The following is a 23,185-nucleotide window of genomic DNA, read 5'->3' as shown; positions in this document are numbered from 1 at the left end:
CAGCCCGGGCGTGATGGCGCCGCGGAGGATGCGGCTGCCTGTCCGCTCGATGCGTCCCCCATCATCCAGATCGCCCACGATTATCGTACGCGCCGCCCTGGCCTAAAGGTTTTGGTTAATTTTGTCCTGCTACGTCTCGCGCATTCTTCTCTGACAGTGGATTCGGGACCCCATGGCTTTCTTCTCCGGCAAGTCGGCTGATCGCACGCATAACCTCCTGATGACGGAGCTGTTCGAACGTCATCGCGACGCCATCCTGGTGATGTCCGAAGGCAAGATCATCGCCTGCAACGAGACCGCGGTCCGCTTCGGCGGCTTCCGCAGCAAGCAGGACCTGCTGTCGCGTTCGCCGGCGACCATGGCGCCGGAGTTCCAGCCCGATGGCAAGCGCTCCGCCGACGTGGTGCGCGAGATGGATGCCAAGGCCAGGCGCGAGGGCCACGCGACGTTCGAGTGGACCACCAAGCGCGCCGACGGCAGCCCGGCGCTGGTCCAGATCACGCTGGTGCCGACCCAGGTCGAGGGCCAGACCTACGTCATGAGCTTCCGCCGCGATCTCTCCGACCTCGTCGCCGCACGCGAGGAGAAGAAGCGCGCGCTCGACCGGATCGCCAAGGATTTCGAGACCTCGGTCGGCGCCATCGCCAATGCGATCTCCGGCGCCTCGCGCGAGGTCGAGACCACGGCGGCCTCGCTGACGACGACCGCGGATCAGGCCGCGCAACGCGTGGCGCTGGTGGCGTCGGCGTCGAACTCCGCCTCGTCCAACGTGCAGTCGGTGGCCGGCGCCACCGAGGAGCTGTCGACCTCGGTCAGCGAGATCAACCGCCAGGTCGCGACCTCCTCGACCATCGCCGCCGAGGCGGTCGAGGCGTCCTCACGCACCAACGACCTCGTCAACAGCCTGGCGGACGCGGCGGCCAAGATCGGCGCGGTCACCGACATGATCAACGCGATCGCGAGCCAGACCAACCTGCTGGCGCTGAACGCGACCATCGAGGCGGCACGCGCCGGCGATGCCGGCCGCGGCTTCGCCGTCGTGGCCTCGGAGGTGAAGAGCCTGTCGAGCCAGACCGCCAAGGCGACCGACGAGATATCAGCCCACATCAGCGCGATGCAGCGCGCCACCAGCGACACCGTGGCCGCGATCCAGGGCATCGGCGGCACCATCGGCCAGATCAGCGAGATCGCCAAGACCATTGCGACCGCGGTCGACCAGCAGGGCCACGCGACGCAGGAGATCGCCCGCTCGGTCAGCCAGGCCGCCAGCGGCACCCGCGAGGTCGCCACCAACATCGGCTCGGTCAGCCAGACGGTGGAATCGGCCGGCGGCGCAGCGCGGCAGATGCTGGGTGCAGCCGGCCAGCTCGCCAAGCACGCCGACGAGCTGCGCGGCAAGGTGAAGGACTTTTTGACCGCCGTGCAGGCGGCGTAGGTTTCGGTCGCGGCTCGACGTGTCCGCGATCAGAACGGCTCCGCGGCGATGTCGCGGAGCAGCTGTTTGAAGCGTGGATAGGATTTTGAAGCCAAGTTGCGCTGGCCACGGCTTCGTGGGTGCAACTTGCTGTGAGTTGGCAGGCCGCCAGCCTCACCCTCCGCTGTCATCCCGGGCAAGCCGCAGCGGCGCAACGCGCCGCGGAGGCGCCGACCCGGGATCCATACGCCGCAGCAGATGTGGTGAGACGAGCTCGGAGTTACCTGCCTGCCGCCACAAGCAGTCCTGTGGTTATGGATCCCCGCTTTCGCGGGGATGACGACGGAGGGTGAGGCGCCCTCTATCGTCTACCACTGGAAGACATGGAGAAAGACTTACGTCGACGACACCGCTGGCTTGCGGCCGTAGATCGCATCGGCGCGCTTTTCGAACGCCGCCGACATGCGCGCGAAGATGGTGTCGAACATCGAGCCCATCAGCATCGCCAGCATACGGCTCTTGAACTCATAGGCGATGAAGAACGTCACCTCGCAGGCGCCCTGCTCGCGCGGCTCGAAGCTCCAGCGGTTTTCCAGGCTGGAGAACGGCCCGCTGACATACTCGACCAGGATGTTGCGCTTGGCCCGATCCAGCGTAACCCGGCTGGTGAAGGTCTCCTTCACGAGCTTGAACGACACCGTCATGTCGGCGACGACGACCTCGATACCGTCAGGCTTCTGGCTGTGCTGGCGCACCACCAGCTTCTCGCACAGCGGCACGAACTCCGGATAGCGCTCGACATCGGCGACGAGGTCGAACATCTGCTCGGCCGTGTGCGGCACGCGCCGCTTGTTGGAAAATCTCGGCATCTCGTCTCGATCAGCGCGCCATGGCTTCGCGCGCGGCCTTCAGCTTGGCGAAATCCTCGCCGGCGTGGTGCGAGGAGCGCGTGAGCGGGCTCGCCGACACCATCAGGAAACCCTTGGTGTAGGCGACGGTCTCATAGCCGGAGAACTCCTCCGGCGTGACGAAGCGCATCACGGCGTGGTGCTTCCTCGTCGGCTGCAGATACTGCCCGATGGTGAGGAAATCGACCTCGGCCGAGCGGAGGTCGTCCATCACCTGCAGCACCTCGTGGCGCTCCTCGCCGAGGCCAACCATGATGCCGGACTTGGTGAAGATGGTGGGGTCGATCTCCTTGACCCGCTGCAGCAGCCGGATCGAGTGGAAGTAGCGCGCGCCGGGCCGAACCGAGAGGTAGCGCGATGGCACGGTCTCGAGATTGTGGTTGAAGACGTCGGGCTTGGCGGCGACGACCTGCTCCAGCGCGCCGTCCTTGCGCAGGAAGTCGGGCGTCAGCACCTCGATCGTGGTGGTCGGACATTTCGCGCGGATGGCGCGGATGGTCGCGGCGATATGGCCGGCTCCGCCGTCGGCGAGATCGTCGCGGTCGACCGAGGTGACGACGACATGGGCGAGGCCGAGCTTGAAGGTCGCCTCCGCGACGTGCTCCGGCTCGCCGGCGTCGAGCGCCTCGGGCAGGCCGGTCTTGACGTTGCAGAAGGCGCAGGCCCGCGTGCAGGTGTCGCCCATGATCATGAAGGTGGCGTGCTTCTTGTCCCAGCACTCGCCGATATTCGGGCAGCCGGCCTCCTCGCATACGGTGACGAGGCCGTTCTCGCGCACGATGTTGCGGGTATCGGCGTAGCCGCGGGTGGTCGGCGCCTTGACGCGGATCCAGGCAGGCTTCGCCGGCGAGATCGAGTCCGGCCGGTTCGCCTTCTCGGGGTGGCGGGGGCGCAGCGGCGTGTTCGCGTTGATGTCGACGATGGTGACCATGGGATTCGCACAAACCTCTGTTGCGCCCTAGCTATTCCGTGCCGCGGCGCGCCGCAACCGGCTGGCCGAGGATACCAGGGCATGGCAGATATGGGCAGCGCGGAACAGCGCTCAGCACGGCGGATTTCCTTGAGAATGGCGCAAAAACCGGCAAAAGCCCCCGGGGTTTCACGGCCCCGGCGCAATGCTGCGGCCAAGCGGCTGACGCGGGCGTTCTTCGCCCGCGAGGTGCTCGCGGTGGCGCCGGAGCTGATCGGGGCGACCTTTCTGGTCGACGGCGTCGGCGGGACCATCGTCGAGGTCGAGGCCTATCACCACACCGACCCGGCGGCGCATTCGTTCCGGGGCCCGACGCCGCGCAACCAGGTGATGTTCGGCCCGCCCGGTTTCGCCTACGTCTACCGCTCCTACGGCATTCACTGGTGCATGAACTTCGTCTGCGAGGTGGAGGGCTCGGCGAGCGCGGTCCTGATCCGGGCGATCGAGCCGACCTTCGGGATCGACGAGATGCGGCGGCGGCGCGGGCTGGAGGATGTCAAGGCACTATGCTCGGGGCCGGGCAAGCTGACCGAGGCGATGGGGATCACGATCGCCCATAATGGCCTGGCGCTGGATGCTCTACCGATCGAGCTGTTCGCCCGACCTGAGGATGTAGAGATCGTCACCGGCGTCCGCATCGGCATCACCAAGGCGGTCGAGCTGCCGTGGCGCTTCGGGCTCAAGGGCTCTAGGTTCGTGAGCAAGCGGTTTCCGCGCTAAGCCGCCGGCCGTCATTCCGGGAAGGTCCGAAGGACCAGACCCGGAATCTCGAGATTCCAGGTTCGATGCTTCGCATCGCCCCGGAATGACGGAGGAGGGAGAACGACGTCACGCGCCCTGCAGCCGCGACAACGCCTCTTGGAACTTGGCCTTGCGCGCCAATGCCGCCTCGCGCTTTTCCTTCTCCTCCTCGACCAGTTCCTCGGGCGCGTTGGCGACGAACTTCTCGTTGCCGAGCTTCTTGTCGACGCGCTCGATATCGGCCTCGGCCTTGGCGATTTCCTTTCCAAGGCGGGTGCGCTCGGCGGCGAGATCGACGACGCCCTTGAGCGGCAGCGCGGCGACCTCGCCGCGCACGACGAGCTGGGCGGAGCCTTCGGGCGCCGTATCGGCGAAGGAGATGTCGGAGAGACGCGCAAGGCGCTTGATGACCTCGCTCCAGCGCGGTGCGCGATCCCTCGTCTCGGCGGAGGCACCGACGAGCGCGAGCGGCATCAGAGTCGCCGGCGGGATGTTCATCTCGGCGCGGACCGAGCGGATGGACGTGACGAGATCGACCACCCAGCCGATCTCGGCCTCGGCCGCCTCGTCCTTGAAGCTGGCGGCGTCGAACGAGACCAGCAGCGGCGGCACCAGGGGGTCGCCGAAGCTGGCGGCCGACAGCGCGGCGATCTCGGCGACCGTCGGCCTGTCGGTGCGGTGCGGCCAGGGTGACAGGGTCAGCAGACTGTCGCGCTTGGCGGTCGACTCCCACAGGGCCTCGGTGATGAAAGGCATGAAGGGATGCAGGAGCTTGAGGATCTCGTCGCGCGCCCAGGCCACCATCGCGCGGGTCTCGGCCTTGGCGGGGCCGTCCTCGCCGAGCAGGGTCGGCTTGGAGAGCTCGACATACCAGTCGCAATAGACGTCCCAGACGAAGCGGTAGATCGCATTAGCCGCGTCGTTGAAGCGATACGCCTCCAGCGCCTCGGTGACCTCGCGCGTGGCGGCGGCAGCCTCATGGGCGATCCAGCGGTTCAGCGTCTCCTTGGCGGAGCCCGGATCGAAGCCGTCCGGCACGGCGCAACCGTTCATCTCGGCGAAGCGGCTGGCGTTCCAGAGCTTGTTGGCGAACTTGCGGTAGCCGTCGACGCGCTGGGTCGACAGCTTGATGTCGCGGCCCTGCGCCGCCATCGCGGCGAGCGTGAAGCGCAGCGCGTCGGCGCCGTGCTCGTCGATCAGCGCGAGCGGATCGATGACGTTGCCTTTCGACTTCGACATCTTGGCGCCCTTCTCGTCGCGGACGAGCGCATGGATGTAGACCGTCGAGAACGGCACTTCCTTCATGAAGTGAAGGCCCATCATCATCATTCGGGCGACCCAGAAGAAGATGATGTCGAAGCCGGTGACCAGCACGTTGGTCGGATAGTAGCGCTTCACCTCGGGCGTGGCGTCCGGCCAGCCGAGCGTCGAGAACGGCCACAGCGCCGAGGAGAACCAGGTGTCGAGCACGTCCTCGTCACGCGTGATGAAGCCTTCGCGCTTGTTGCGGTCGAGCGCCATCTCGCGGCCCTGCTCGGCCGTGATGACCTCCTGCTCGACGTAGTAGCCGATCGCGTGGCCGACGGCCTCCTCCTCGGTCTCGGCGACGAACACCTTACCGTCAGGGCCGTACCACGCGGGAATCTGGTGACCCCACCACAGCTGGCGGGAGATGCACCAGGGCTGGATGTTCTCCATCCAGTCGAAATAGGTCTTCTCCCAGTTGCGCGGCACGAACGTCGTCGCGCCCGACCTGACGGCTGCGATCGCCGGCTGCGCCAGGGTCTTGGCGTCGACATACCACTGGTCGGTCAGATATGGCTCGATCACGACACCGGAGCGGTCGCCATGCGGCACCATGTGCGTATTCGGCTCGACGCGCTCGAGGAAGCCGAAGGACTCCAGCCGCTCCAGGATCTTCTTGCGCGCAGCAAAGCGCTCGATGCCGTGGAACTCCCTGGCAAACTCCTCGGAGCCCTCGGGAAGGCCGCGCAGATAGTCCTCGTTGTCGACCAGCGCGATGCAGCCCTCGCGGTCGAGAATGCTGATCTGCGGCAGGCCATGGCGGCGGCCGACCTCGAAGTCGTTGAAGTCGTGCGCCGGCGTGATCTTGACCGCGCCGGTGCCCTTCTCCGGATCGGAATAGGTGTCGGCAACGATCGGGATCTCACGCCCGACCAGCGGCAGGATCACGCGCTTGCCGACGAGGTGCTGATAGCGCTCGTCGTCCGGATGCACCGCGACCGCGCTGTCGCCAAGCATGGTCTCGGGACGCGTGGTCGCGACAACGATGAAACTCGTGGGATCCTCGGGGCTGAACGTCGTCCCCTCGATCGGATAGCGCAGGTACCAGAGGTTGCCCTTGACCTCGATCTGCTGGACTTCGAGATCGGAGATCGCGGTCAGCAGCTTCGGGTCCCAGTTGACCAGCCGCTTGTCCTTGTAGATCAGGCCCGCACGGTGCAACTCGACGAACACCTTCACGACGGCCTTGGACAGACCCTCGTCCATGGTGAACCGCTCGCGACCCCAGTCGCAGGAAGCGCCGAGGCGTTTGAGCTGGTTGATGATGGTGCCGCCGCTCTCGTCCTTCCACTGCCAGACGCGCGCGAGGAACTTTTCGCGGCCCATCTCGCGGCGGCCGGGCTGCTGGCGCTCCATCAGCTGACGCTCGACCACCATCTGGGTGGCGATGCCGGCATGGTCGGTGCCCGGCTGCCACAGCACGTCGCGGCCCCGCATGCGCTCGAACCGGCACAGGATGTCCTGCAGCGTGTTGTTGAGCGCGTGCCCCATGTGCAGCGAGCCGGTCACGTTCGGCGGCGGGATCACGATGGTGAAGGGATCCGCATTGCGCCGATCGGGGCGACCGGCGGAGAACGCGCGGGCATCCTCCCAGACCAGGGACATGCGACCTTCGAGATCGGTGGGCTGATAATTCTTATCGATCATGGCATTTCCAGCGGCGCGGGGCCGGCTGTCCAATTCGGGATGTCGCAGAACTCGTCCGGGCCTTTTGTGACATGACCTGAAAAAGCTCGCGCAAGCTGTTGGTGCTTGGGCTGTTTTCGGACTGATGTCCGACCGCGGACCGCGCTCCTGGAAGAGCCCTCTCGATCCGTCCGGCAGGGATCAGCTTGACAGGGCTAGAAAGCCGCCGCGGCGCGCCAAGTCAACAGCAGCGGCGAACATTGACGGATAGCGTCTACCGCCCGCCGCGGCTCACTCCAGAACGGAACACGAGATCGTGCCGTCCTGGCGTCAGCGGCCGCGCGAGACGCGCTCGATCTCGGCCTTGACGATGCGCTCCACCAGGGCCGGAAGATTGTCATCCAGCCACGATTTCAGCATCGGACGCAGCATCTCCTTGACGAGGTCCTCGAGCGTCCGGGCGTTGTTGCTCAGCACCGTATTGGCCAGCGCGTTGAACGCCGATTCGACGGCGTTCACCGTCGATGGGGCCAGGATCGGCTGCTTCGGTGTGACTTGCTCGAACGCGGACTCGAAGCTGGCAGCCTTCTGATTGAGCCGCCCGGCCTCGATGAACTCGATATCGTCCCGCGGATCCACCTTTCGGAAGGATGCCGCGGCGGGGGCTGGCGCTGGAGCGGGAGTCGGTGGGGCCACTGCCATGTCGTCGGTCAACTCGAGTACTTCAGGTTCGGGCTCGGGTTCTGCCGGCCGAACCTCTGCGACCGGAGTCGTTTCATCCAAACCCGCCAGCAATGCGTCAATGTCATCCTGGTTGTTGCTTGCGGACGCCGCCGGCGGTGCGGGAGGCGGAGGTGCGGGCTTGGCGGGAGCCGCAGCAGCGATCTTCGAAGGTGGGATGTCGTTCATTACCGGCTTCGCAGCCGGGGCCGCCGGCTTCTCGGCCTTGACCGGCTCCGGCGCGGCGGCCTTGTCCGCCGCCGGCGGCTTACCCTCGTCGTCGGCAATGATACGCCGGATCGACGCCAGAATCTCCTCCATGGAGGGTTCTTGGACCTTCGCAGGCTGCGTCATTTCCGACTCCAAATCAGCAACGCTGCCGTACGAACCGGCTCAGCGCAAAAGTCCCGGGCGCCGGCCCCAAGTGGCTTGGACTTCTCAACGGACATGCCAACTTGTCTCCGGACAAGGCCTGATCGATGCAAAACAACAGAACGATACTGCCCATGTCGGAGTCTATTCTTGGAAGAACTTCCGACGCAGTCCGAATCGTTCGGCGGCCATTTTGAGGCTATGTCATGGCAACAAATGAATGCAAGCAACGCTGGCCGCGAACCCGGTGGAGCACGGAGGTCGCCCGTCAAGCGTCGCCCATTCGTCACAACCACAGCATGTGCCACAAAAAAATCCCCCGGCCAAGGACCGAGGGATCAGGGTCGATATTAAGAATGTACTAACGACCATCCGGCGTCCGTACACCTGCCCAGTTATCCCGGACCTGCTGGTAGTGCACGCTGGGATCGTAGGTGGTGGTCGGCAGGTTCAGCACCTGCGGTGACAGCCGCCCCACGGTCTGAAGCACCGTATAGGATGCCACCACGCGGTCATGCTGGGCGTTCACCAGCGAATTCCGCGCGTTGACCAGCGCCTGCTGAGCGTTGAGCACGTCGAGGGTGGTGCGCTGCCCGGCCTTGGCCTCTTCGCGGACACCATTGAGGGCGATCTCGGAGGCTGAGACCTGGGCCTGTGCCGACTGCACCTGTGCCTTGCCCGCAAGCAGCTTGCCCCAGGCAGATACCACGTCGGAGCGAGCCTGATCGCGCGTCTGCTCAAGGGTAAGACGCCGTTGAGCCAGCGTCTCCTTCGACTGCCGGATCAATGCATATTCGCCGCCACCCTGAAAGATCGGCACGTTGAGTGTTGCCGTCGCACCGGCATTGAACGCCTTGTAGGATTGAACCGACGTTTCGTACGATTCGGTCGCCGAGGCCTGGAGCGTGACGGTCGGCAGCAAAGCACCTTCGTTGATTTTCAGCTGCAGGAACTGAACGTCGATGCCGTACATCGCGGACGTCACGCTCGGGCTTTGGGTCAGGGCCGTCTCGATCGCTTGCTGAAGCGTAGGCGGCAAGTAGCGATCAACAGGCGAGCCCGGCATGAGATTCACCGGCTCGCTGCCGATGATGCGTCGGAAATTCGACCGCGTCGCAGTCAGATTCGATTCGGCCGTGAGCTGCTGCGTGCGGCCTGCCGCGAGCTGCGCCTCGGACTGCGCCACGTCCGTGCGTGTGACTTCGCCGACATTGAAGCGGTCGCGCGTCTGTTTGAGCGTCTGCTCCAGCACCCGTGTATTGCTGCGCTGAACCTCGACGATCGCCGCATCGCGCAGGTAGTCCATGTAGATGGTGGCCGCCGACAACAGCACGTTCTGCTCCAGAACGCGCAGACCTTCCCGCTCACCAGAGACACTTGCTTCAGCCTTCCGGACACCATTGGCCGTCTGCTGACCGTTGTAGAGAGTCTGGTTCACCGTCAAACCGACACTGCGCGGCCGCTGCAGGCCGTTGGCAGCGGGGGCACCGGGAGCAGCCTGCAGATCCGTGTACGACACCCCGCCCGTCGCCGACAGATTTACTTTCGGCCGATACCCCGAGAGCGCCTGGGGGACACCTTCGTCGGTCGCGCGAACAAAGGCGCGCTGGGCATTGAGCTGAGGATTGTTCTGATAGGCGCGCACCAGCGCAGCCTCGATCGTGTCGGCCAGCGCTGGCGCCGGGCCCGCACAAGCCATCACGAGGACCGCAGCCGCCGCTGCAGTGACGAGCTTCACCCCAAACATCCCTGTTCCATTCATTTGTTACCGGCTCGAACGCCAGAGCCGGGCCGTAACTGTTGAAGAGACTCCCGCGCACCTCGCACCTTATTCCCCATGCAAGCGCAACGGAACCACCCAAGCCTGGAACGCGTGCGGAAAACTGTCAACGTGCAGCATCCGGGCCACACTTCTGATTTAAAACAGAATTTTGCCCGTCCGAAGCCGCGAAGACGACGCACCAAGCCGTGCTGCGTGACGGGCGGCCCGGCAGTTCAGGGGGTCGCAAAGGACCTCGTCGGACGACTTAAAAAACGAACTCGGGGACCCGTTCGAGACCGGAAATGACCGGCGCCGCAGCATCGAACAGAACCCTGCTGCCGATATCACCATGCGATCGCGTAAAGATCATGGCGCGGGCGGGACGCGCGGTGGCGAAGACGCCGACCAGGCGGCCGCCCTCCTTCAATTGACGGCAAAGACCGTCCACAGCGACCTCGGTCGCTCCATTGAGGAGAATCACGTCGAAGCGGCCGTCCGCCGGATCACCCTGCGCGGCCGGCGCGACCCGAATCGTGACCGGGCAGCCATCGACGGCGGCAAGCAGCAGCTTGGCGCGCCCTTCGACCGCAGAGTCGACCTCAGTCGCCGTCACGCTGCCCGCGAGTCGGGCGGCCAGCGCGGCGAGATAGCCCGTCGCACATCCAACCACGAGCACGCTGTCGGTTGGCTTGATCTCGGCAGCCTGCAGCAGCTTTCCGGTCAGCATCGGCTTGATCAGATACCGCTTGGCCGAGGCGGATTCGGAGACGTCGAGATCCAAGTCGAGATAGGCCAGCGCCTGCCGATCTGCGGGAACGTAGGCTTCCCGCGGCACGGTCAACAACGCATCCAGCACGCGGTGATCGGTGACGTCGTTGGTCCGGACCTGACCATCGACCATTTTCTGGCGCGCCGTCGCGAATGAAGACATGAGCAGACCTGCAAGCAAAGCGGATGGACCGCGGACGATCTGCGCAATCTTTTGGTACAAGGCCCTGGAAAAGGCAACATGCGGGTTTCAACGGAGCCGCTGGGACGCCGCCTGTGAGTGAGCCGACCGCCGGCTACTCGATCACCACGGCCAGTCGCCCGAGCAACTGCGCGATCTCGTCAATATGTTCGGAATCACCGCGCGTCATCATGTCGGCCAACCGCGTGAGACATTCGTCATCGCTGAGACGCTCGACCTGGTCGGGAATCAACGAGGGCGCGGAGACTGCTTCAGCGAATGGGACGACGGTGTTTGGCATCTACGACACTCCATGACCGCGGGCACTGGCCGGTTCCAGCAAACTATCGGGGCCGGTTTGCTCCCCTCCAAGTGAATTTCCTGTCATCGAACTGTGGGCGACCGCTGCCCAGCAAGCGTTCAAAATCAATCTAACCATCTGAAATTTCGGTATTTTATTCCTGAGCCCGCAATCGTCGCAAAGATGCGATTTCGTTCTATGCAAGGCGAAACGGCTTTGTTATACGCAGCCGCATTCGCGAACATTGCTTCGCCTGTTCCTCGGTAGCTCAGCGGTAGAGCATTCGACTGTTAATCGAATGGTCGCTGGTTCGAATCCAGCCCGGGGAGCCATTCTGGCCATGCCGAATGGTTCTATATATCCTCCCAATCCCTCTTTCTTGTGACGCGGGACATCCGCCGATTGGCCGCGAACGTGCGCCGATCTTCGCTGTCTTGCCTTGACCGCGCATGGAGCGTCGGGCAAGCGGGGCGCATCTCTTGCAAGTGACGACCAGCGATGCCGATTTCCGATCATCTGAGAGCCGTCCGCAGCAAGATCGGCCATGATCTTTTGGCGACCACAGCGGTTTCCATCTCCGTGTTCGACAACCAGGGCCGCATTCTGCTCGGGCGCGACGCGGAGACGGGCCTCTGGACGTTGCCCGGCGGCGCCATCGATCCGAATGAGCACCCGGCCGACGCGGCCACCCGCGAATGCTTCGAGGAGACCGGGCTCGTGGTCCGGCCGATTCGCCTGCTCGGGGTGTTCGGGGGCCCGGAGTTCCTCATCCGCTATCCCAACGGTGATCTGACCTACTACACGGTGATCGCCTTCGAGGCCGTCATCGAAGGCGGCGCGCTTGCGCCCGATGGCGAGGAGATCGCGAGCCTTCGATTCGTCGATCGTGGGGAATGGGACCAGCTCCCGGTGTCGCCATCGAGCCGGATCATCTCGCGGCAGGCGCTCCAGCACGACCCCACCCCCTACTTCGCTGCCGCGAGCTGGCGGCCCGAAAGCTGAACCGGACTCGAGTCGTTGGATCCTGTCGCCGCAATTCTCATGCTGATGGCCGGTCTGCTTCACGCGAGCTGGCATGCCATCGTCAAGACCGGCAGCGGCCTCTCCCTCCTCGCTGGCATGGGTCTGGTCAGCAGCGCCCTGATCCTGCCCTTCCTGTTTCTCGTTCCCGTTCCGGCACTCGCGACCTGGCCGCTCATCGTGGCCTCGCTGGTCTTGCACGCGGGCTACAAGGCGAGCCTCGCAATGGCCTACCGTTCGGCCGAGCTTGGACGCGCCTACCCGATCGCGCGTGGCATCGTTCCGCTGTTCGCAACGCTATTTGCCTCGCTGGGTCTGCAGCAACTGCCACGGAGCGGGCAGTTGATCGGAATTGCCGTCATCGTCCTCGGCATCACCGGCCTGGCGAGCGACCGAATCCACGGTCCGATCGACCGCCGCGCGTTCTGGGCCGCCGTCAGCGCCGCCGCACTGATCGCCGGCTATTCGGTCGTCGATGCGGCAGGCACCCGGCAGACCGAAGGCTGGGCTTCGTTCACGGTCTGGATGATCGTACTCGACAGTGTCGTGTTCTTTCTCGTCGCGATGATGCTGCGAGGACCTGCGCTGGTGTTGGAGATCCGAGACGCCTGGATCCCGGTGCTGATCGCAGGCACCCTGGGGCTGACGTCGTTCGTGGTATTCCTTTGGGCCTTGAGCCGCAATCCGATTGCCAATGTGGTCGCGTTTCGCGAATGCAGCGTCCTGTTTGCGACGCTGATCGGCGTGCTGTTCCTGAAGGAGCGTGCAACGCCGCGACGACTCTGCTGTGCAGCGCTGATCGCAATGGGGCTGGTCGCGGTCGCCCTGCTCAAGCCGGACTGAGATTCTTCAAACAACCGGAGCCATCACCCCCGGACATCATAGTTCCATCTTCATCGCATGATGCACAACAGAAGGCCGGCCAGCGGCCCCGGACAGGAAGTTCCGTAAAACCCCTGGTTGCCGAATCGCGACAACTAATTCAGTGTTAACTACTTTGCCATTTTCGAGCCTCAGCCTATTGTCCTTGTAGCGTGAGCGTCCTTCAGTCCTGCTGATACTGAGGTGGCCCATGCCTACTGTCCTCATTATTGATGATGATTGTGCCACGCGCGCTGCGCTGGAAACATTATTGAAGAAGAAGCGGTTCTGCGTGTTTCTCGCGCCGGACGGTCCGACCGGCATTCGATTGATCGGCAGCGTGTCCTTCGATGCCGTCGTGATCGACATGTTCATGCCGGGCATGGACGGCATCGCAACCATTCGCGAGCTCATCAAGCTCGATCCCACGGTCCCGTTCATCGCGATCTCCGGTTACGCGTTCACCGACAAGAAACTGGGTGCTCCAGACTTCCTCGGTATGGCAATCAAGCTCGGAGCGACGGCAGCGTTGCAGAAGCCGTTCGACATCCTCGATCTGCTCGAAGCGGTCGATCGTGCGATCGAGGTGCGCCAACGACTTCTGAGCGAGGCGCGGCACGTCGCTCCTCATCCACGTCTGTCAGGAAGGGCTCATGATGAACATCCTGGTCGTTGATGACGAAGTCGGCGTTTGCTGTGTCATCCAGCACCTTCTGGTTCGCGAGGGCTACGCGGTCACTGCCGTCACCGACGGTCGGCTGGCCATGGATGCCGTGTCCCGCGATGATTTCGCCGCGGCTCTGATCGATCTCAACTTGGCCGACATGGACGGCAACGAGGTCATCCGGGCTGCACGGGCGGCCCGGCCCACGATGCCCATCGTGATGATGTCGGGCATGGTGCTGGAATCAGGACGCGGGACGCCTGATTTGCTCGGCCCCTCGCCCAGAATGGTCGGCCTTCATCGTTTGGCGAAGCCGTTCAAGCCGAAAGACCTGTCGCAGCTGATGCGCGACATTCTGGTGCAGGACACCGAGCTTCTCGCCGTCGCGGTTTGACCGCCAGCGATTCTGCCGCTTGCGTCGAGCCGGACGTTTGGAGCGGGTCGCCTCTTCGGCCTTTGCCAGTGAAGCGGCCTGCGACTCGCGGCAGGCGTTGCGGATCTCTTGCTCCCGGTCGGCTACGGGCCGGATCGTGATCGCTGCACGGCATCACCTGCCGCGCGGGCAGACGGGTCACCGACGACGCGAAGCCTTGGGATGTGAGCCCGTTCACACTGGAACAAAGCGGACCGCGGTATATTTGGAACGAAGGGCACCGCTAACCAATTGGGTCCGTCGTGCCCGATCGTTAGAATTTGAACGATCCGCTCAATTTGAAAAAAGTGGAATTTCGCCATCGTGGCTCGCAGTTTGCGCGAGGGCGAGATGAGCGAAGCCGAATACGAGTTGTTGATGGACGTTGTGAGAACCGCTATTGCGCCCGAGACCGAGACCGATTCCATGGCCCGCTTGTTCTCAATTCTGCATTTCCCCACGGCGGCCAACGACAACCAGGGCGCCTGGCCGCTGATCCCGTTTCCGGACGGCTGGTTCGCGGCCTGCTGACGCGCGATCTTCTGTCGTCATGCAAGCCAAGGGATCGGCACGCCGGAACGCTGCCGCGGTCTTCATTTTCTGAGATGGCGACTGCCGAGGCCGCCGCCCTTCAGATCACCGGCGCTACTTCTTGACTGCGAATACCCAGACGACGCCGCCCTGCGGGACGTTGTCCTCCAGACCGATGTCGCCTTTCGAGAGCGCATCCTGGATGCGCTGCGCATCGACGCCCCAGCCGGATTGCACGGCGATGTACTGCGTGCCATCCGCCTCATAGGCGACGGGCATGCCCATGATTGATCACGAGGGGAAGCGCGGCGAGCCGCCGGGGCGCGGGGCCGAACACGACCTGCGCCCCGCGCCTCGGGTCGTACTCGGAATTGTGGCACATGCATTTGAAGACATCGTCGTTGCCCTCGGTCGCCTTGATCCAGGCCGTGACCGGGCATCCCGCATGCGAACAGATGGCCGAATAGGCGACGATGCCTTCGGCCGCACGCTGACGCGTGTCTTCGTCGAGTTCGTTTGGATCGAGCCTGACGAGCAGCACCTCGTTCAATCGCGACCCGTCACGCACGATCGCATTCGCTGGATCCTTCGGCCACCCATGAACCGGTGGCTCGCCAATCTTCAAGTCATCAGGCGTGATCGTCTGCCCTTCGCGTTCCCCTTCCGAGAACACGATCAGGTCGCCTTTTTGCGGCCGCTTCTCCTTGCGCGGATCGTCGTCATCGGCCGCCGCGCTGGCAACCGTTGCGCATGCGGCAAGCGTGCCGAAAACCACCGAGCGGCGTGTCGGGTGATCATCCATGACAGATCTTTGCGTGTGAAGTTGTGTGCGAGTCGCAGGCGTGCTGTTTTAGGGAGCTCGGCTCCCCGCAACGCACCCTGACATAGAATAATTAGAACGACACAACCTGAAGAAATCAAGGCGCGTTGCGCGATTTCGCCGCGATGTCTTCAACTATCGTCGCTGCTGCGCGTCATCGCCGGTGCAGCGGTTCGGCGAAAGCTCCTCGTGATCGGAAGCGACGGCGTCGCCAGCTCCGTCTGGGATTGCGACCACGCGATGTGGACCAGGGTCGCGATGAGGGCGGCGCGACAATCCCTCTCTGCGCTGCCGTGCCCGATGCGACCAGTTCGAAAGCGGCTGGGCGGATCGAAATTCCAGCTGGCCGAAGGCCCGGATCGACGGCGTCGGCCTTCGCGACGAGAGTGGTTGCCTAACCGAGAGATTGCCTATATTGCTCCGCCCACAGGGGCCACGTGGCGGAGTGGTTACGCAGCGGTCTGCAAAACCGTTTACACCAGTTCAATTCTGGTCGTGGCCTCCACTCGATCAAAATCAAGCGGTTGGACTACCCATTGGGGCCGCGAACCGGCGCTAGATGGGCAGATCGTCGATGCCGCCGGGATAGCTGACCTGCGCGCGCGGCCAAGTCAGAATTGCCCCTCGTTCACCGGCCGAGACGCCCGTCCGATCCGAGCCGGATCTGCCGGCCAGCCGGGGCGCGTAATCCCGAAACTGCACCACATTGGACTTTTCTGCTTCCGGCATGGCTCTCATCCTCGTTCCATGCGGCAATGCAAGAAGCGTACCTCCGGTTCCTAAACCCGCCGTTTACGGTTGCGCCAATCCGGCTTGCGGGCCTTTGGGCGGGGCGTGAGCTCCGGCTGCGCTTTTTCCACCTCCCGATACCGCGCCAGCATGCGCTCGAAGCTCGCGTCGAGGGCCGTGGCGATCTCCGGCCGCCGTTCCAGCGCGGCCATCAGCATCCCCGCAGCCTCGATGGTCGACAGCCCGTCGCGGCGCGGTTCGCGCCGCAGCCGGCCGTAGCGCGACGGCTGCCGCGGCCCGAGGATCACGCGCTGGCATTTCAGCATCCACGGATTGCGCCACCACAGCGCTTTGGCCTGGCTCCAGGTGCCGTCGAGCAGGATCACGCCCTCGATCGACTTGAGGATGGCGCGCTGGTTGTCGGCGACCTCACCCTTGCGGGTCACCGCGACCACCTCGCTCTCGGGATCGAGCTCGGCCGCCTTCGCCGAGCCGAGATAGAGAATGGCCCAGCGCGCGGGATCGGCGACCGGCCGTCCCAGTGCCTTGGCGAGGCTTGGCCAGGATAGCCCGACCTTGACCACCGCGTTCTTGAAATGCAGGGCGGCGAGCCGCGCGGTGCCGAGCGCGCGATCCTGCTCCTGCGGATGCTGCAGGATCAGGAGCCCCAGCCGGCTCTCCAGCGGTGTGACGCTGTCGCAGATGCACAGCGGCAGCGGTTTCTGGCAACGCGGGCAATCGGGCGGCGCCTCGGTGGCGAGCGGCGGATGGTCGTGTGGTTCTGGCATGCGGCGGCTATACGCGCCCGCGGACAGGGCCACAACGGCTCATTCAGCGGGCGCGGCGAGCGGCTCCGGGGTCGAGCGGCGGCGCAGCCGGTCGATCAGCAGGTAGATCACCGGCGTGGTGTAGAGGGTGAGGATCTGCGACACCAGCAGCCCGCCGATGATGGTGATGCCGAGCGGGCGGCGCAGCTCGGTGCCCGGACCGGTCGCGATCACCAGCGGCAGGCCGGCGAACAGCGCGGCGAGGGTCGTCATCAGGATTGGGCGAAAGCGCACCCGGCAGGCCTCGAAGATCGCATCGGCCGAGGACATGCCGCGCTGGCGCTCGGCCTCGAGCGCGAAATCGACGAGCATGATGCCGTTCTTCTTGACGATGCCGATCAACAGGATGATGCCGACGAAGGCGATCACTGTCAGCGGTGTGTTGGTGACCTGCAAAGCGAGCAGCGCGCCGAGCCCGGCCGACGGCAGGGTCGAGATGATGGTCAGCGGATGCGCCAGGCTCTCATAGAGCACGCCGAGCACGATATACATCGCGGCCAGGGCGAACAGGATCAAGAGCGGCTGGCGGCCGCTGCTCTTGTTGAAGTCCCCGGCATTGCCGTCGAAGCTGCCGCGGATGCCCTCCGGCATGTGCAGCTCGTCGACGGCGCGCTGGATGTTGGCGGTCGCGGTCTGCAAGGGCACGTCCGGCAGCAGGTTGAACGACACGGTGGTCGAAGGGAACGATTGCGAGTGATACACCGCCAGCGGTGACAGGCCGCGCTCGGCCTTGACCAGCGCCGACAACGGCACCTGCGCGTCCCCTGCCCCGGCCACATAGATGCGGTCGAGATTGGAGGGATCGGTCTGGAATTTCGGGTCGATCTCCAGCACGACCATGTACTGGTTGCGCTGGCTGTAGACGATCGAGATCTGGCGTTGCGCGAAGGCGTTGTTGAGCGCGTTGTCGATATCCTGGACGCGGACGCCGAGGCTCGCCGCCTTTTGTCGGTCGATCCGCAGCGCGAGCTGCAGGCCACCGGGATCGCGGTCGCTGGAAATGTCGGTGATGCCGTCGACCGTCTCCAGGCGCTTGGCGACAATCGGCGCCCATTTCTGCAGAAGGTCGAGATCGGGGCTGCTCAACGTGTACTGGTAGTCGGAATCGCTCTGACGGCCGCCGGTGCGCACGTCCTGCGCGGCGAACATGAAGAGCCGAATGCCGGGGACCGTCGCGAGGCTCCGCCTGAGGCGGTTGATCACGAGCTCAGTGGAGACGCCCTCGCGCTCCGCCGGGGGCTTGAGATTGATGAACATGGTACCGCGGTTGGACGTCGCGCCACCCGGCCCGCCGCCGCCCCCGATCGTCGAGCCGATCCCGGCCACGGCGGGATCGGCCATCACGATGTCGGCGAGCCGCTGCTGCAGGCCCAGCATGGACTGGAACGAAATGTCGGCCGAGGCGCGCGTCGCACCGATGACGAAGCCGGAATCGTCGGTCGGGAAATAGCCCTTGGGCACCTTGATGTAGAGCGTCACCGTGAGCGCGATGGTGGCGAAGAACACGATCAGGGTGAGAAACGGATAAACCAGCACGCCGCGCAGCGTCCAGGCATAGAAGCGGACCATGCCGGACAGCGCGCCTTCGACGATACGGTCGAACCAGGTGGCACGATCGGACAGCGTCTCCTTGATGTAATGCGCGCAGATCATCGGCGTCACCGTCAGCGACACCAACGTCGACACGACGATTGCGAAGGTCAGCGTCAGCGAGAACTCACGCAGGAGACGGCCAACGACGCCGTCCATGAAGATCAAGGGCACGAAGGCTGCAATCAAGGAAAGGCTGATCGACAACACGGTAAAGCCGATCTGGCGGGCGCCATCGAGCGCGGCGCGCATCGGCGACAGGCCATGCTCGAGATTGCGGTACATGTTCTCGATCATGACGATGGCGTCGTCGACGACGAAGCCGACGGAGATCGCGAGCGCCATCAGTGACAGATTGTCGATCGAGAAGCCTGCGAGCCACATCGCCGCGCAGGTACCGGCGAGCGCCAGCGGCACCGAGACGCCGGCCGCGACCGTCGGCACCAGACGGCGAAGGAACAGGAACACGACGACCATCACCAGCACGGCGGTCGCGAGCAAGGTCCACTGCATGTCGTCGACCGAGGCGCGAATGGTCCCGGTGCGGTCGACCAGAGTGGAGATCTCGATGCCCGCCGGCAGCCATTGCTTGAGCTCCGGGATCAGCGCCTTCACACGGTCGACCGTCTCGATCACGTTGGCATCGCCCTGCTTGGCGATCTGGATCAGCACCGCTGGCTGCTTGTTGAACCAGGCGATCGAACGCACGTTGCGTACGGAATCCTCGACGTCGGCGACATCCGACAGCCGCACGAAGCTGCCATTGCTGCTCTTGATCAGGATGTCGCGGAATTCGGCCGCGCTGCGCATCTGCCGGTTGATGGCGATGGTCTCGCTCTGGCGGCCGCCCTCGAAGATGCCGACAGGCCCGATCGGATTGGCATTGATGATCGCCGTCCGGACATCGTCGGTCGAAATGCCGGCATTGGCGAGCGAGACCGGATTGAGCGCGATGCGCACGGCGGGTTGATCGGCGCCGCTGACAGTGACGTTACCGACGCCGGGCACCTGGAACAGCCGCTGCGCCAGCACGGTGTCGGCGACGTCGTACATCGCGCTCGTCGTCATCGTCTTCGAGGTCAGGGCGAGAACGAATACGGGAGCCGCGGCCGTGTTCGCCTTGCGGAACCGCGGCAGCGCCGGAAGGTCGCTCGGAAGGTCCGACAGCGAGGCATTGATGGCTGCCTGCACGTCGCGCGCGGCCTTGTCGATGTCGCGGCCGATCGAGAACTGGATCTGGATGTTGGTGGTGCCGAGCGAGCTCGTCGAGGTGATCTGGTTGACGCCCGCGATCTCGCCGAGTCGTCGCTCCAGCGGCGCCGCGACCGTCCCCGCCATGACGGACGGGTCCGCACCCGGGCGCGACGCGCTGACGAAGATCGCGGGGAAGTCGACGTTCGGCACCGGTGCGACGGGAAGGAAGATATAGGCGACGATCCCGACCAGGAACAGGCCGATCGAGAGCAGCGTGGTGCCGACCGGCCGGCGGATGAACGGCTCGGAGATCGAGGCCATCACTGGATGCCTTCGGTCGCACCTGCGATCGGCGGCGACGGCAGGTCCGGCGCCGACGGCAGCGCGCGCTTGAAGCGACGATTGATGCGGTCGAGCGCGAGATAGATGACCGGCGTCGTGTACAACGTCAGCAATTGGCTGAGCAGCAGGCCGCCGATGATGGAGATGCCGAGCGGAAAGCGCAGCTCCGAGCCGGTGCCGCTCTCGATCGCCAGCGGGAGCGCGCCGAACAGAGCGGCCAGGGTCGTCATCATGATCGGGCGGAAGCGCAGGAGACACGCCTGCACGATGGCGTCGTAGGGGGGGCGGTTCTCGTGACGCTCCGCCTCGAGCGCGAAGTCGATCATCATGATCGCGTTCTTCTTGACGATGCCCATCAGGAGGATGATGCCGATCAGGCCGATCACCGAGAGATCCTGGCCGAACAGCATCAGGGCCAGGATGGCGCCGACGCCCGCCGACGGCAACGTCGACAGGATCGTGATCGGATGGATGTAGCTCTCATAGAGCACGCCGAGCACGATGTAGATCGTAACCACGGCCGCGAGCAGCAGCCAGGGTTGGCCGGCCAGCGACTTGGCGAACTCGGCGGCATCGCCCGAATAGACGCCGATGATGCTGCCGGGCATGCCGATGCGGTTCTCGGTCGCATGAAGCGCGTCGACCGCCTCGCTGAGCGCCGCGCCGGGCGCGAGGTTGAAGCTCAGCGACACCGCCGGAAACTGCGCCTGATGCGAGATCGCCAGCGGCGCCGTGGTGCGCTTGAGGCTTGCCACCGCCGAGAGCGGTACCTGGCCGCCGGCGCCGGGCAGATAGAGCTTCGACAGGACCGACGGGTCGCGCTGATACATCGGCAGCGCTTCCAGCACCACGCGGTACTGGTTGGCCTGGCCGTAGATCGTCGAGATCTGCCGCTGCGCGAAGGCGTCATTGAGCGTGTCGGTGACGCCCTGCAGGCTGACGCCGAGCTGGCCGGCGCGCTGGCGGTCGATGGTCAGCTCCGCGCGCAGGCCGCCCTCCTGGGCTTCGGAGGAGACGTCGCGGAATAGAGGGTCGCGGCGCATTTCTCCGACAAGCTGCCTCGCCCATTTCGACACCTCGGCGGCATCGGCACCGGTCAGCGTGTACTGGTACTGCGAGCGGCTCGCCTGGGTCGAGATCTGCACGTCCTGGACCGGCTGGAAGTACACGGTCATGCCGGGCACGCCCGAGGTCTTCTGCTTCAGCCGGTCGATCACCTCGGCGACCCCGTCCTGCCGCTCGCCAAGTGGCTTCAAGGTCATGACGAGACGGCCGACATTGGTGGTCGGGTTGACCGATCCGGCGCCGATCACCGAGACGACGCCGACGACGTCGGGGTCAGCCTGGATCGCGGCGGCGACGTCCGCCTGGCGCTTCTTCATTTCGGCGAACGACACGTCAGGGCCGGCTTCGGTCACCGCCGTGATCGAGCCGGTATCCTGCAGCGGCAGGAAGCCCTTGGGCGCGACGACGTAGAGCGCCAAGGTCGCCGCCAAGGTCGCGAAGGTCACGACGAGCGTCTCGGTCTGGCGGTCGAGCACCCAGAGCAGGCTGCGGTGATAGACCGCTACCGTGCGGTCGATGAAGCGGCTGATGGCGTTCAGCCCCGGCAGCACCCATTCCTGGCTGGCATGCTTCAACAGCCGCGAGCACATCATCGGCGTCAGGGTCAGCGAGACCACCGCCGACGTCACGACTGCGATCGTCAAGGTCAACGCGAACTCGCGGAACATGCGACCGACAAGCCCGGACATGAACAGCAGCGGAATGAACACCGCGATCAGCGACACGGTCAGCGAGATCACGGTGAAGCCGATCTCGCGCGCGCCGCGCAGCGAGGCGTTCATCGCGCTCTCGCCATTTTCCATGTGGCGCACGATGTTCTCGATCATCACAATGGCGTCGTCGACGACGAAGCCGGTGCCGATGGTGAGTGCCATCAGCGAGAGATTGTCGAGACTGAAACCGGCGAAGTACATCACGCCGAAGCTCGTGATCAGCGACAGCGGCAGCGCGACGCCGGCGATGATCGTGGCGCGCAGCGAGCGCAGAAACAGCAGCACAACCAGCGTCACCAGCACCACGCTGAGCACCAGCGTGAACTGCACGTCGTGCACCGAGGCGCGGATGGTCACGGTGCGATCGCTGACGATGGCGAGCTTCACGCCGGCGGGAAGCGTGCGCTGCAGCTTCGGGATCTCGGCACGGATCTGTTTGACGACCTCGATGACGTTGGCACCCGGCTGGCGCTGGATGTCGAGGATGACCGCAGGGACACCCTGGTACCAGCCGCCGGTCCGATCGTTCTCCAGACCATCGATAATCGTTGCGACATCGCCGATCGTGACCGGCGAGCCGTTGCGGTAGGCGATGATGATCGGCTTGTAGGCGTCGGCGGCTCCGATCTGGTCGTTGGCCGTGATCAGATAGGCCTGCTGGGCACCGTCGAGCGATCCCTTGGGACCGGAGACGTTGGCGCCTGCGATGGCGGCGCGCAGGTCCTCCATCGAGATGCCATAGGCGGCGAGCCGCGCCAGGTCGGCCTGCACGCGCACCGCGGGCTTGAGTCCGCCGAGCACGGAGACGCGGCCGACGCCGGAGACCTGGCTCAGCCGCTGCGCCAGGATCGTGTCGGCCATGTCGCTCATCGCGCGCAAAGAGATCGTGTCCGAGGTCAGCGCGAGCGTCATGACCGGTGCGTCGGCCGGATTGACCTTGGCGTAGGTCGGCGGATAGGGCAGCGACTTCGGCAAGACGCCGGCGGCGGCATTGATCGCCGCCTGGACGTCCTGCGTGGCGCCATCGATGTCGCGTCCGAGATCGAACTGCAGCGAGATCTGGCTGACGCCGAACGAGCTCGTCGAGTTCATCGCCGAGAGCGACGGGATCTGGCCAAGCTGGCGCTCCAGCGGCGCCGTGATCAGCGAGGCGATCACACCGGCGCTGGCGCCCGGCAGTTGCGTCGTCACCTGGACGGTCGGGAAGTCGACCTGCGGCAGCGCCGAGACCGGCAGCGCGAGATAGCCGAGCAGGCCGCCGATCAGCAGCGCGACGCCGAGCAGCGAGGTAGCGATAGGACGGCGGATGAAGGGTTCGGAGACGCTCATCGCGACTGCTCGTCACTCTT

20 protein-coding genes and 2 tRNA genes are annotated in these 23,185 nt (G+C 64.9%); 9 read left to right on the top strand and 13 right to left on the bottom strand.

Annotated features, from left to right (window positions below; all coding sequences use genetic code 11):
• Window positions 1-172: 172 nt before the first annotated feature.
• Window positions 173-1,435 carry a methyl-accepting chemotaxis protein gene (locus QX048_RS07895; protein WP_316200443.1) on the top strand — a complete coding sequence of 421 codons (1,263 nt, stop codon included), beginning with the start codon at window positions 173-175 and terminating at the stop codon, window positions 1,433-1,435.
• A gap of 374 nt (window positions 1,436-1,809) precedes the next feature.
• Here the strand turns inward: QX048_RS07895 and QX048_RS07890 are convergent, their stop codons facing one another.
• Window positions 1,810-2,283: a type II toxin-antitoxin system RatA family toxin gene (locus tag QX048_RS07890; protein WP_316175387.1), complete on the bottom strand. Its 474-nt coding sequence runs from the start codon at window positions 2,281-2,283 to the stop codon at window positions 1,810-1,812.
• 10 nt (window positions 2,284-2,293) lie between these two features.
• Window positions 2,294-3,253 (bottom strand): lipoyl synthase, encoded by a 960-nt coding sequence (gene lipA / locus QX048_RS07885; protein ID WP_315751113.1) that lies wholly within the window; start codon window positions 3,251-3,253, stop codon window positions 2,294-2,296.
• 135 nt (window positions 3,254-3,388) lie between these two features.
• Between lipA and QX048_RS07880 the strand changes: the two genes are divergently transcribed.
• Window positions 3,389-4,012, top strand: a complete 624-nt coding sequence (locus QX048_RS07880; RefSeq protein WP_316185076.1) for a DNA-3-methyladenine glycosylase — start codon at window positions 3,389-3,391, stop codon at window positions 4,010-4,012.
• 108 nt (window positions 4,013-4,120) lie between these two features.
• Here QX048_RS07880 and QX048_RS07875 read toward each other — a convergent pair whose 3' ends face one another.
• The 5 genes from QX048_RS07875 to QX048_RS07855 all read right to left on the bottom strand — a co-directional run bounded on the left by QX048_RS07875 (window position 4,121) and on the right by QX048_RS07855 (window position 11,068).
• The gene (locus QX048_RS07875; protein ID WP_316194194.1) at window positions 4,121-6,985 is read right to left on the bottom strand and encodes a valine--tRNA ligase; all 2,865 of its coding nucleotides are present in this window, start codon (window positions 6,983-6,985) and stop codon (window positions 4,121-4,123) included.
• 309 nt (window positions 6,986-7,294) lie between these two features.
• Window positions 7,295-8,038: a DUF2497 domain-containing protein gene (locus QX048_RS07870; RefSeq protein WP_315711874.1), complete on the bottom strand. Its 744-nt coding sequence runs from the start codon at window positions 8,036-8,038 to the stop codon at window positions 7,295-7,297.
• Window positions 8,039-8,417: 379 nt separating this feature from the next.
• Window positions 8,418-9,803, bottom strand: coding sequence for a TolC family outer membrane protein (locus tag QX048_RS07865; protein ID WP_315779991.1), 1,386 nt, complete (start codon window positions 9,801-9,803; stop codon window positions 8,418-8,420).
• Between the two features lie 280 nt (window positions 9,804-10,083).
• Entirely contained in the window at window positions 10,084-10,749 is a 666-nt protein-coding gene (locus tag QX048_RS07860) for a protein-L-isoaspartate O-methyltransferase family protein (protein ID WP_316200442.1), read from the bottom strand.
• A gap of 133 nt (window positions 10,750-10,882) precedes the next feature.
• Window positions 10,883-11,068 carry a hypothetical protein gene (locus QX048_RS07855; RefSeq protein WP_315711872.1) on the bottom strand — a complete coding sequence of 62 codons (186 nt, stop codon included), beginning with the start codon at window positions 11,066-11,068 and terminating at the stop codon, window positions 10,883-10,885.
• A gap of 257 nt (window positions 11,069-11,325) precedes the next feature.
• Here QX048_RS07855 and QX048_RS07850 point away from each other — a divergent pair.
• From QX048_RS07850 to QX048_RS07825, 6 genes are all read left to right on the top strand, one after another.
• Window positions 11,326-11,400: transfer RNA gene (locus QX048_RS07850), tRNA-Asn, on the top strand.
• 166 nt (window positions 11,401-11,566) lie between these two features.
• Entirely contained in the window at window positions 11,567-12,070 is a 504-nt protein-coding gene (locus QX048_RS07845) for an NUDIX domain-containing protein (RefSeq protein WP_315751108.1), read from the top strand.
• 15 nt (window positions 12,071-12,085) lie between these two features.
• Window positions 12,086-12,931, top strand: coding sequence for an EamA family transporter (locus QX048_RS07840; protein WP_315711870.1), 846 nt, complete (start codon window positions 12,086-12,088; stop codon window positions 12,929-12,931).
• A gap of 229 nt (window positions 12,932-13,160) precedes the next feature.
• Window positions 13,161-13,625 (top strand): response regulator, encoded by a 465-nt coding sequence (locus QX048_RS07835; protein WP_315711869.1) that lies wholly within the window; start codon window positions 13,161-13,163, stop codon window positions 13,623-13,625.
• A complete protein-coding gene (locus QX048_RS07830; protein WP_315711868.1) occupies window positions 13,603-14,007 on the top strand; it encodes a response regulator in 405 nt (134 codons plus the stop codon). The genes QX048_RS07835 and QX048_RS07830 overlap by 23 nt, the downstream gene beginning before the upstream one ends.
• Before the next feature lie 369 nt (window positions 14,008-14,376).
• A complete protein-coding gene (locus tag QX048_RS07825; RefSeq protein ID WP_315711867.1) occupies window positions 14,377-14,556 on the top strand; it encodes a hypothetical protein in 180 nt (59 codons plus the stop codon).
• 114 nt (window positions 14,557-14,670) lie between these two features.
• Here the strand turns inward: QX048_RS07825 and QX048_RS07820 are convergent, their stop codons facing one another.
• On the bottom strand, window positions 14,671-14,841 hold the full coding sequence (locus QX048_RS07820) for a hypothetical protein (protein ID WP_315827585.1): 171 nt from the start codon (window positions 14,839-14,841) through the stop codon (window positions 14,671-14,673).
• Window positions 14,819-15,358, bottom strand: a complete 540-nt coding sequence (locus QX048_RS07815; protein WP_315827584.1) for a ubiquinol-cytochrome c reductase iron-sulfur subunit — start codon at window positions 15,356-15,358, stop codon at window positions 14,819-14,821. Before QX048_RS07815 ends, QX048_RS07820 begins: the two co-directional genes overlap by 23 nt.
• Before the next feature lie 449 nt (window positions 15,359-15,807).
• Here QX048_RS07815 and QX048_RS07810 point away from each other — a divergent pair.
• Window positions 15,808-15,881, top strand: a tRNA-Cys gene (locus QX048_RS07810).
• 50 nt (window positions 15,882-15,931) lie between these two features.
• On the opposite strand, the gene QX048_RS07805 is transcribed toward QX048_RS07810, so the two are convergent.
• Genes QX048_RS07805 through QX048_RS07790 form a run of 4 tightly spaced genes read right to left on the bottom strand, consistent with a single transcriptional unit; the run spans window position 15,932 to window position 23,165 of the window.
• The gene (locus QX048_RS07805) at window positions 15,932-16,105 is read right to left on the bottom strand and encodes a hypothetical protein (RefSeq protein ID WP_315711864.1); all 174 of its coding nucleotides are present in this window, start codon (window positions 16,103-16,105) and stop codon (window positions 15,932-15,934) included.
• Window positions 16,106-16,155: 50 nt separating this feature from the next.
• Window positions 16,156-16,893, bottom strand: a complete 738-nt coding sequence (locus tag QX048_RS07800; protein ID WP_315711862.1) for a tRNA-uridine aminocarboxypropyltransferase — start codon at window positions 16,891-16,893, stop codon at window positions 16,156-16,158.
• Window positions 16,894-16,932: 39 nt separating this feature from the next.
• Window positions 16,933-20,037 carry an efflux RND transporter permease subunit gene (locus QX048_RS07795; protein WP_315711860.1) on the bottom strand — a complete coding sequence of 1,035 codons (3,105 nt, stop codon included), beginning with the start codon at window positions 20,035-20,037 and terminating at the stop codon, window positions 16,933-16,935.
• Complete coding sequence (locus QX048_RS07790; protein ID WP_316159502.1) at window positions 20,037-23,165, bottom strand: efflux RND transporter permease subunit; 3,129 nt, start codon at window positions 23,163-23,165, stop codon at window positions 20,037-20,039. The genes QX048_RS07795 and QX048_RS07790 overlap by 1 nt, the downstream gene beginning before the upstream one ends.
• Window positions 23,166-23,185 lie beyond the last annotated feature (20 nt).

The sequence above is a fragment of the Bradyrhizobium sp. SZCCHNS30572 genome (assembly GCF_032484415.1).
Classification (GTDB): domain Bacteria; phylum Pseudomonadota; class Alphaproteobacteria; order Rhizobiales; family Xanthobacteraceae; genus Bradyrhizobium.
Note: the sequence above shows the minus strand (reverse complement) of the source record. Positions and strands in the feature narration are given on the sequence as shown.

What these genes read in the sequence shown, in the direction of transcription:
- QX048_RS07895 (WP_316200443.1), top strand. Translation starts at nt 173, where the DNA reads ATGGCTTTCTTCTCCGGCAAGTCGGCTGATCGCACGCATAACCTCCTG.
- QX048_RS07890 (WP_316175387.1), bottom strand. Translation starts at nt 2,283, where the DNA reads ATGCCGAGATTTTCCAACAAGCGGCGCGTGCCGCACACGGCCGAGCAG.
- lipA (WP_315751113.1), bottom strand. Translation starts at nt 3,253, where the DNA reads ATGGTCACCATCGTCGACATCAACGCGAACACGCCGCTGCGCCCCCGC.
- QX048_RS07880 (WP_316185076.1), top strand. Translation starts at nt 3,389, where the DNA reads ATGGCGCAAAAACCGGCAAAAGCCCCCGGGGTTTCACGGCCCCGGCGC.
- QX048_RS07875 (WP_316194194.1), bottom strand. Translation starts at nt 6,985, where the DNA reads ATGATCGATAAGAATTATCAGCCCACCGATCTCGAAGGTCGCATGTCC.
- QX048_RS07870 (WP_315711874.1), bottom strand. Translation starts at nt 8,038, where the DNA reads ATGACGCAGCCTGCGAAGGTCCAAGAACCCTCCATGGAGGAGATTCTG.
- QX048_RS07865 (WP_315779991.1), bottom strand. Translation starts at nt 9,803, where the DNA reads ATGTTTGGGGTGAAGCTCGTCACTGCAGCGGCGGCTGCGGTCCTCGTG.
- QX048_RS07860 (WP_316200442.1), bottom strand. Translation starts at nt 10,749, where the DNA reads ATGTCTTCATTCGCGACGGCGCGCCAGAAAATGGTCGATGGTCAGGTC.
- QX048_RS07855 (WP_315711872.1), bottom strand. Translation starts at nt 11,068, where the DNA reads ATGCCAAACACCGTCGTCCCATTCGCTGAAGCAGTCTCCGCGCCCTCG.
- QX048_RS07845 (WP_315751108.1), top strand. Translation starts at nt 11,567, where the DNA reads ATGCCGATTTCCGATCATCTGAGAGCCGTCCGCAGCAAGATCGGCCAT.
- QX048_RS07835 (WP_315711869.1), top strand. Translation starts at nt 13,161, where the DNA reads ATGCCTACTGTCCTCATTATTGATGATGATTGTGCCACGCGCGCTGCG.
- QX048_RS07830 (WP_315711868.1), top strand. Translation starts at nt 13,603, where the DNA reads ATGATGAACATCCTGGTCGTTGATGACGAAGTCGGCGTTTGCTGTGTC.
- QX048_RS07825 (WP_315711867.1), top strand. Translation starts at nt 14,377, where the DNA reads ATGAGCGAAGCCGAATACGAGTTGTTGATGGACGTTGTGAGAACCGCT.
- QX048_RS07820 (WP_315827585.1), bottom strand. Translation starts at nt 14,841, where the DNA reads ATGGGCATGCCCGTCGCCTATGAGGCGGATGGCACGCAGTACATCGCC.
- QX048_RS07815 (WP_315827584.1), bottom strand. Translation starts at nt 15,358, where the DNA reads ATGGATGATCACCCGACACGCCGCTCGGTGGTTTTCGGCACGCTTGCC.
- QX048_RS07805 (WP_315711864.1), bottom strand. Translation starts at nt 16,105, where the DNA reads ATGCCGGAAGCAGAAAAGTCCAATGTGGTGCAGTTTCGGGATTACGCG.
- QX048_RS07800 (WP_315711862.1), bottom strand. Translation starts at nt 16,893, where the DNA reads ATGCCAGAACCACACGACCATCCGCCGCTCGCCACCGAGGCGCCGCCC.
- QX048_RS07795 (WP_315711860.1), bottom strand. Translation starts at nt 20,037, where the DNA reads ATGGCCTCGATCTCCGAGCCGTTCATCCGCCGGCCGGTCGGCACCACG.
- QX048_RS07790 (WP_316159502.1), bottom strand. Translation starts at nt 23,165, where the DNA reads ATGAGCGTCTCCGAACCCTTCATCCGCCGTCCTATCGCTACCTCGCTG.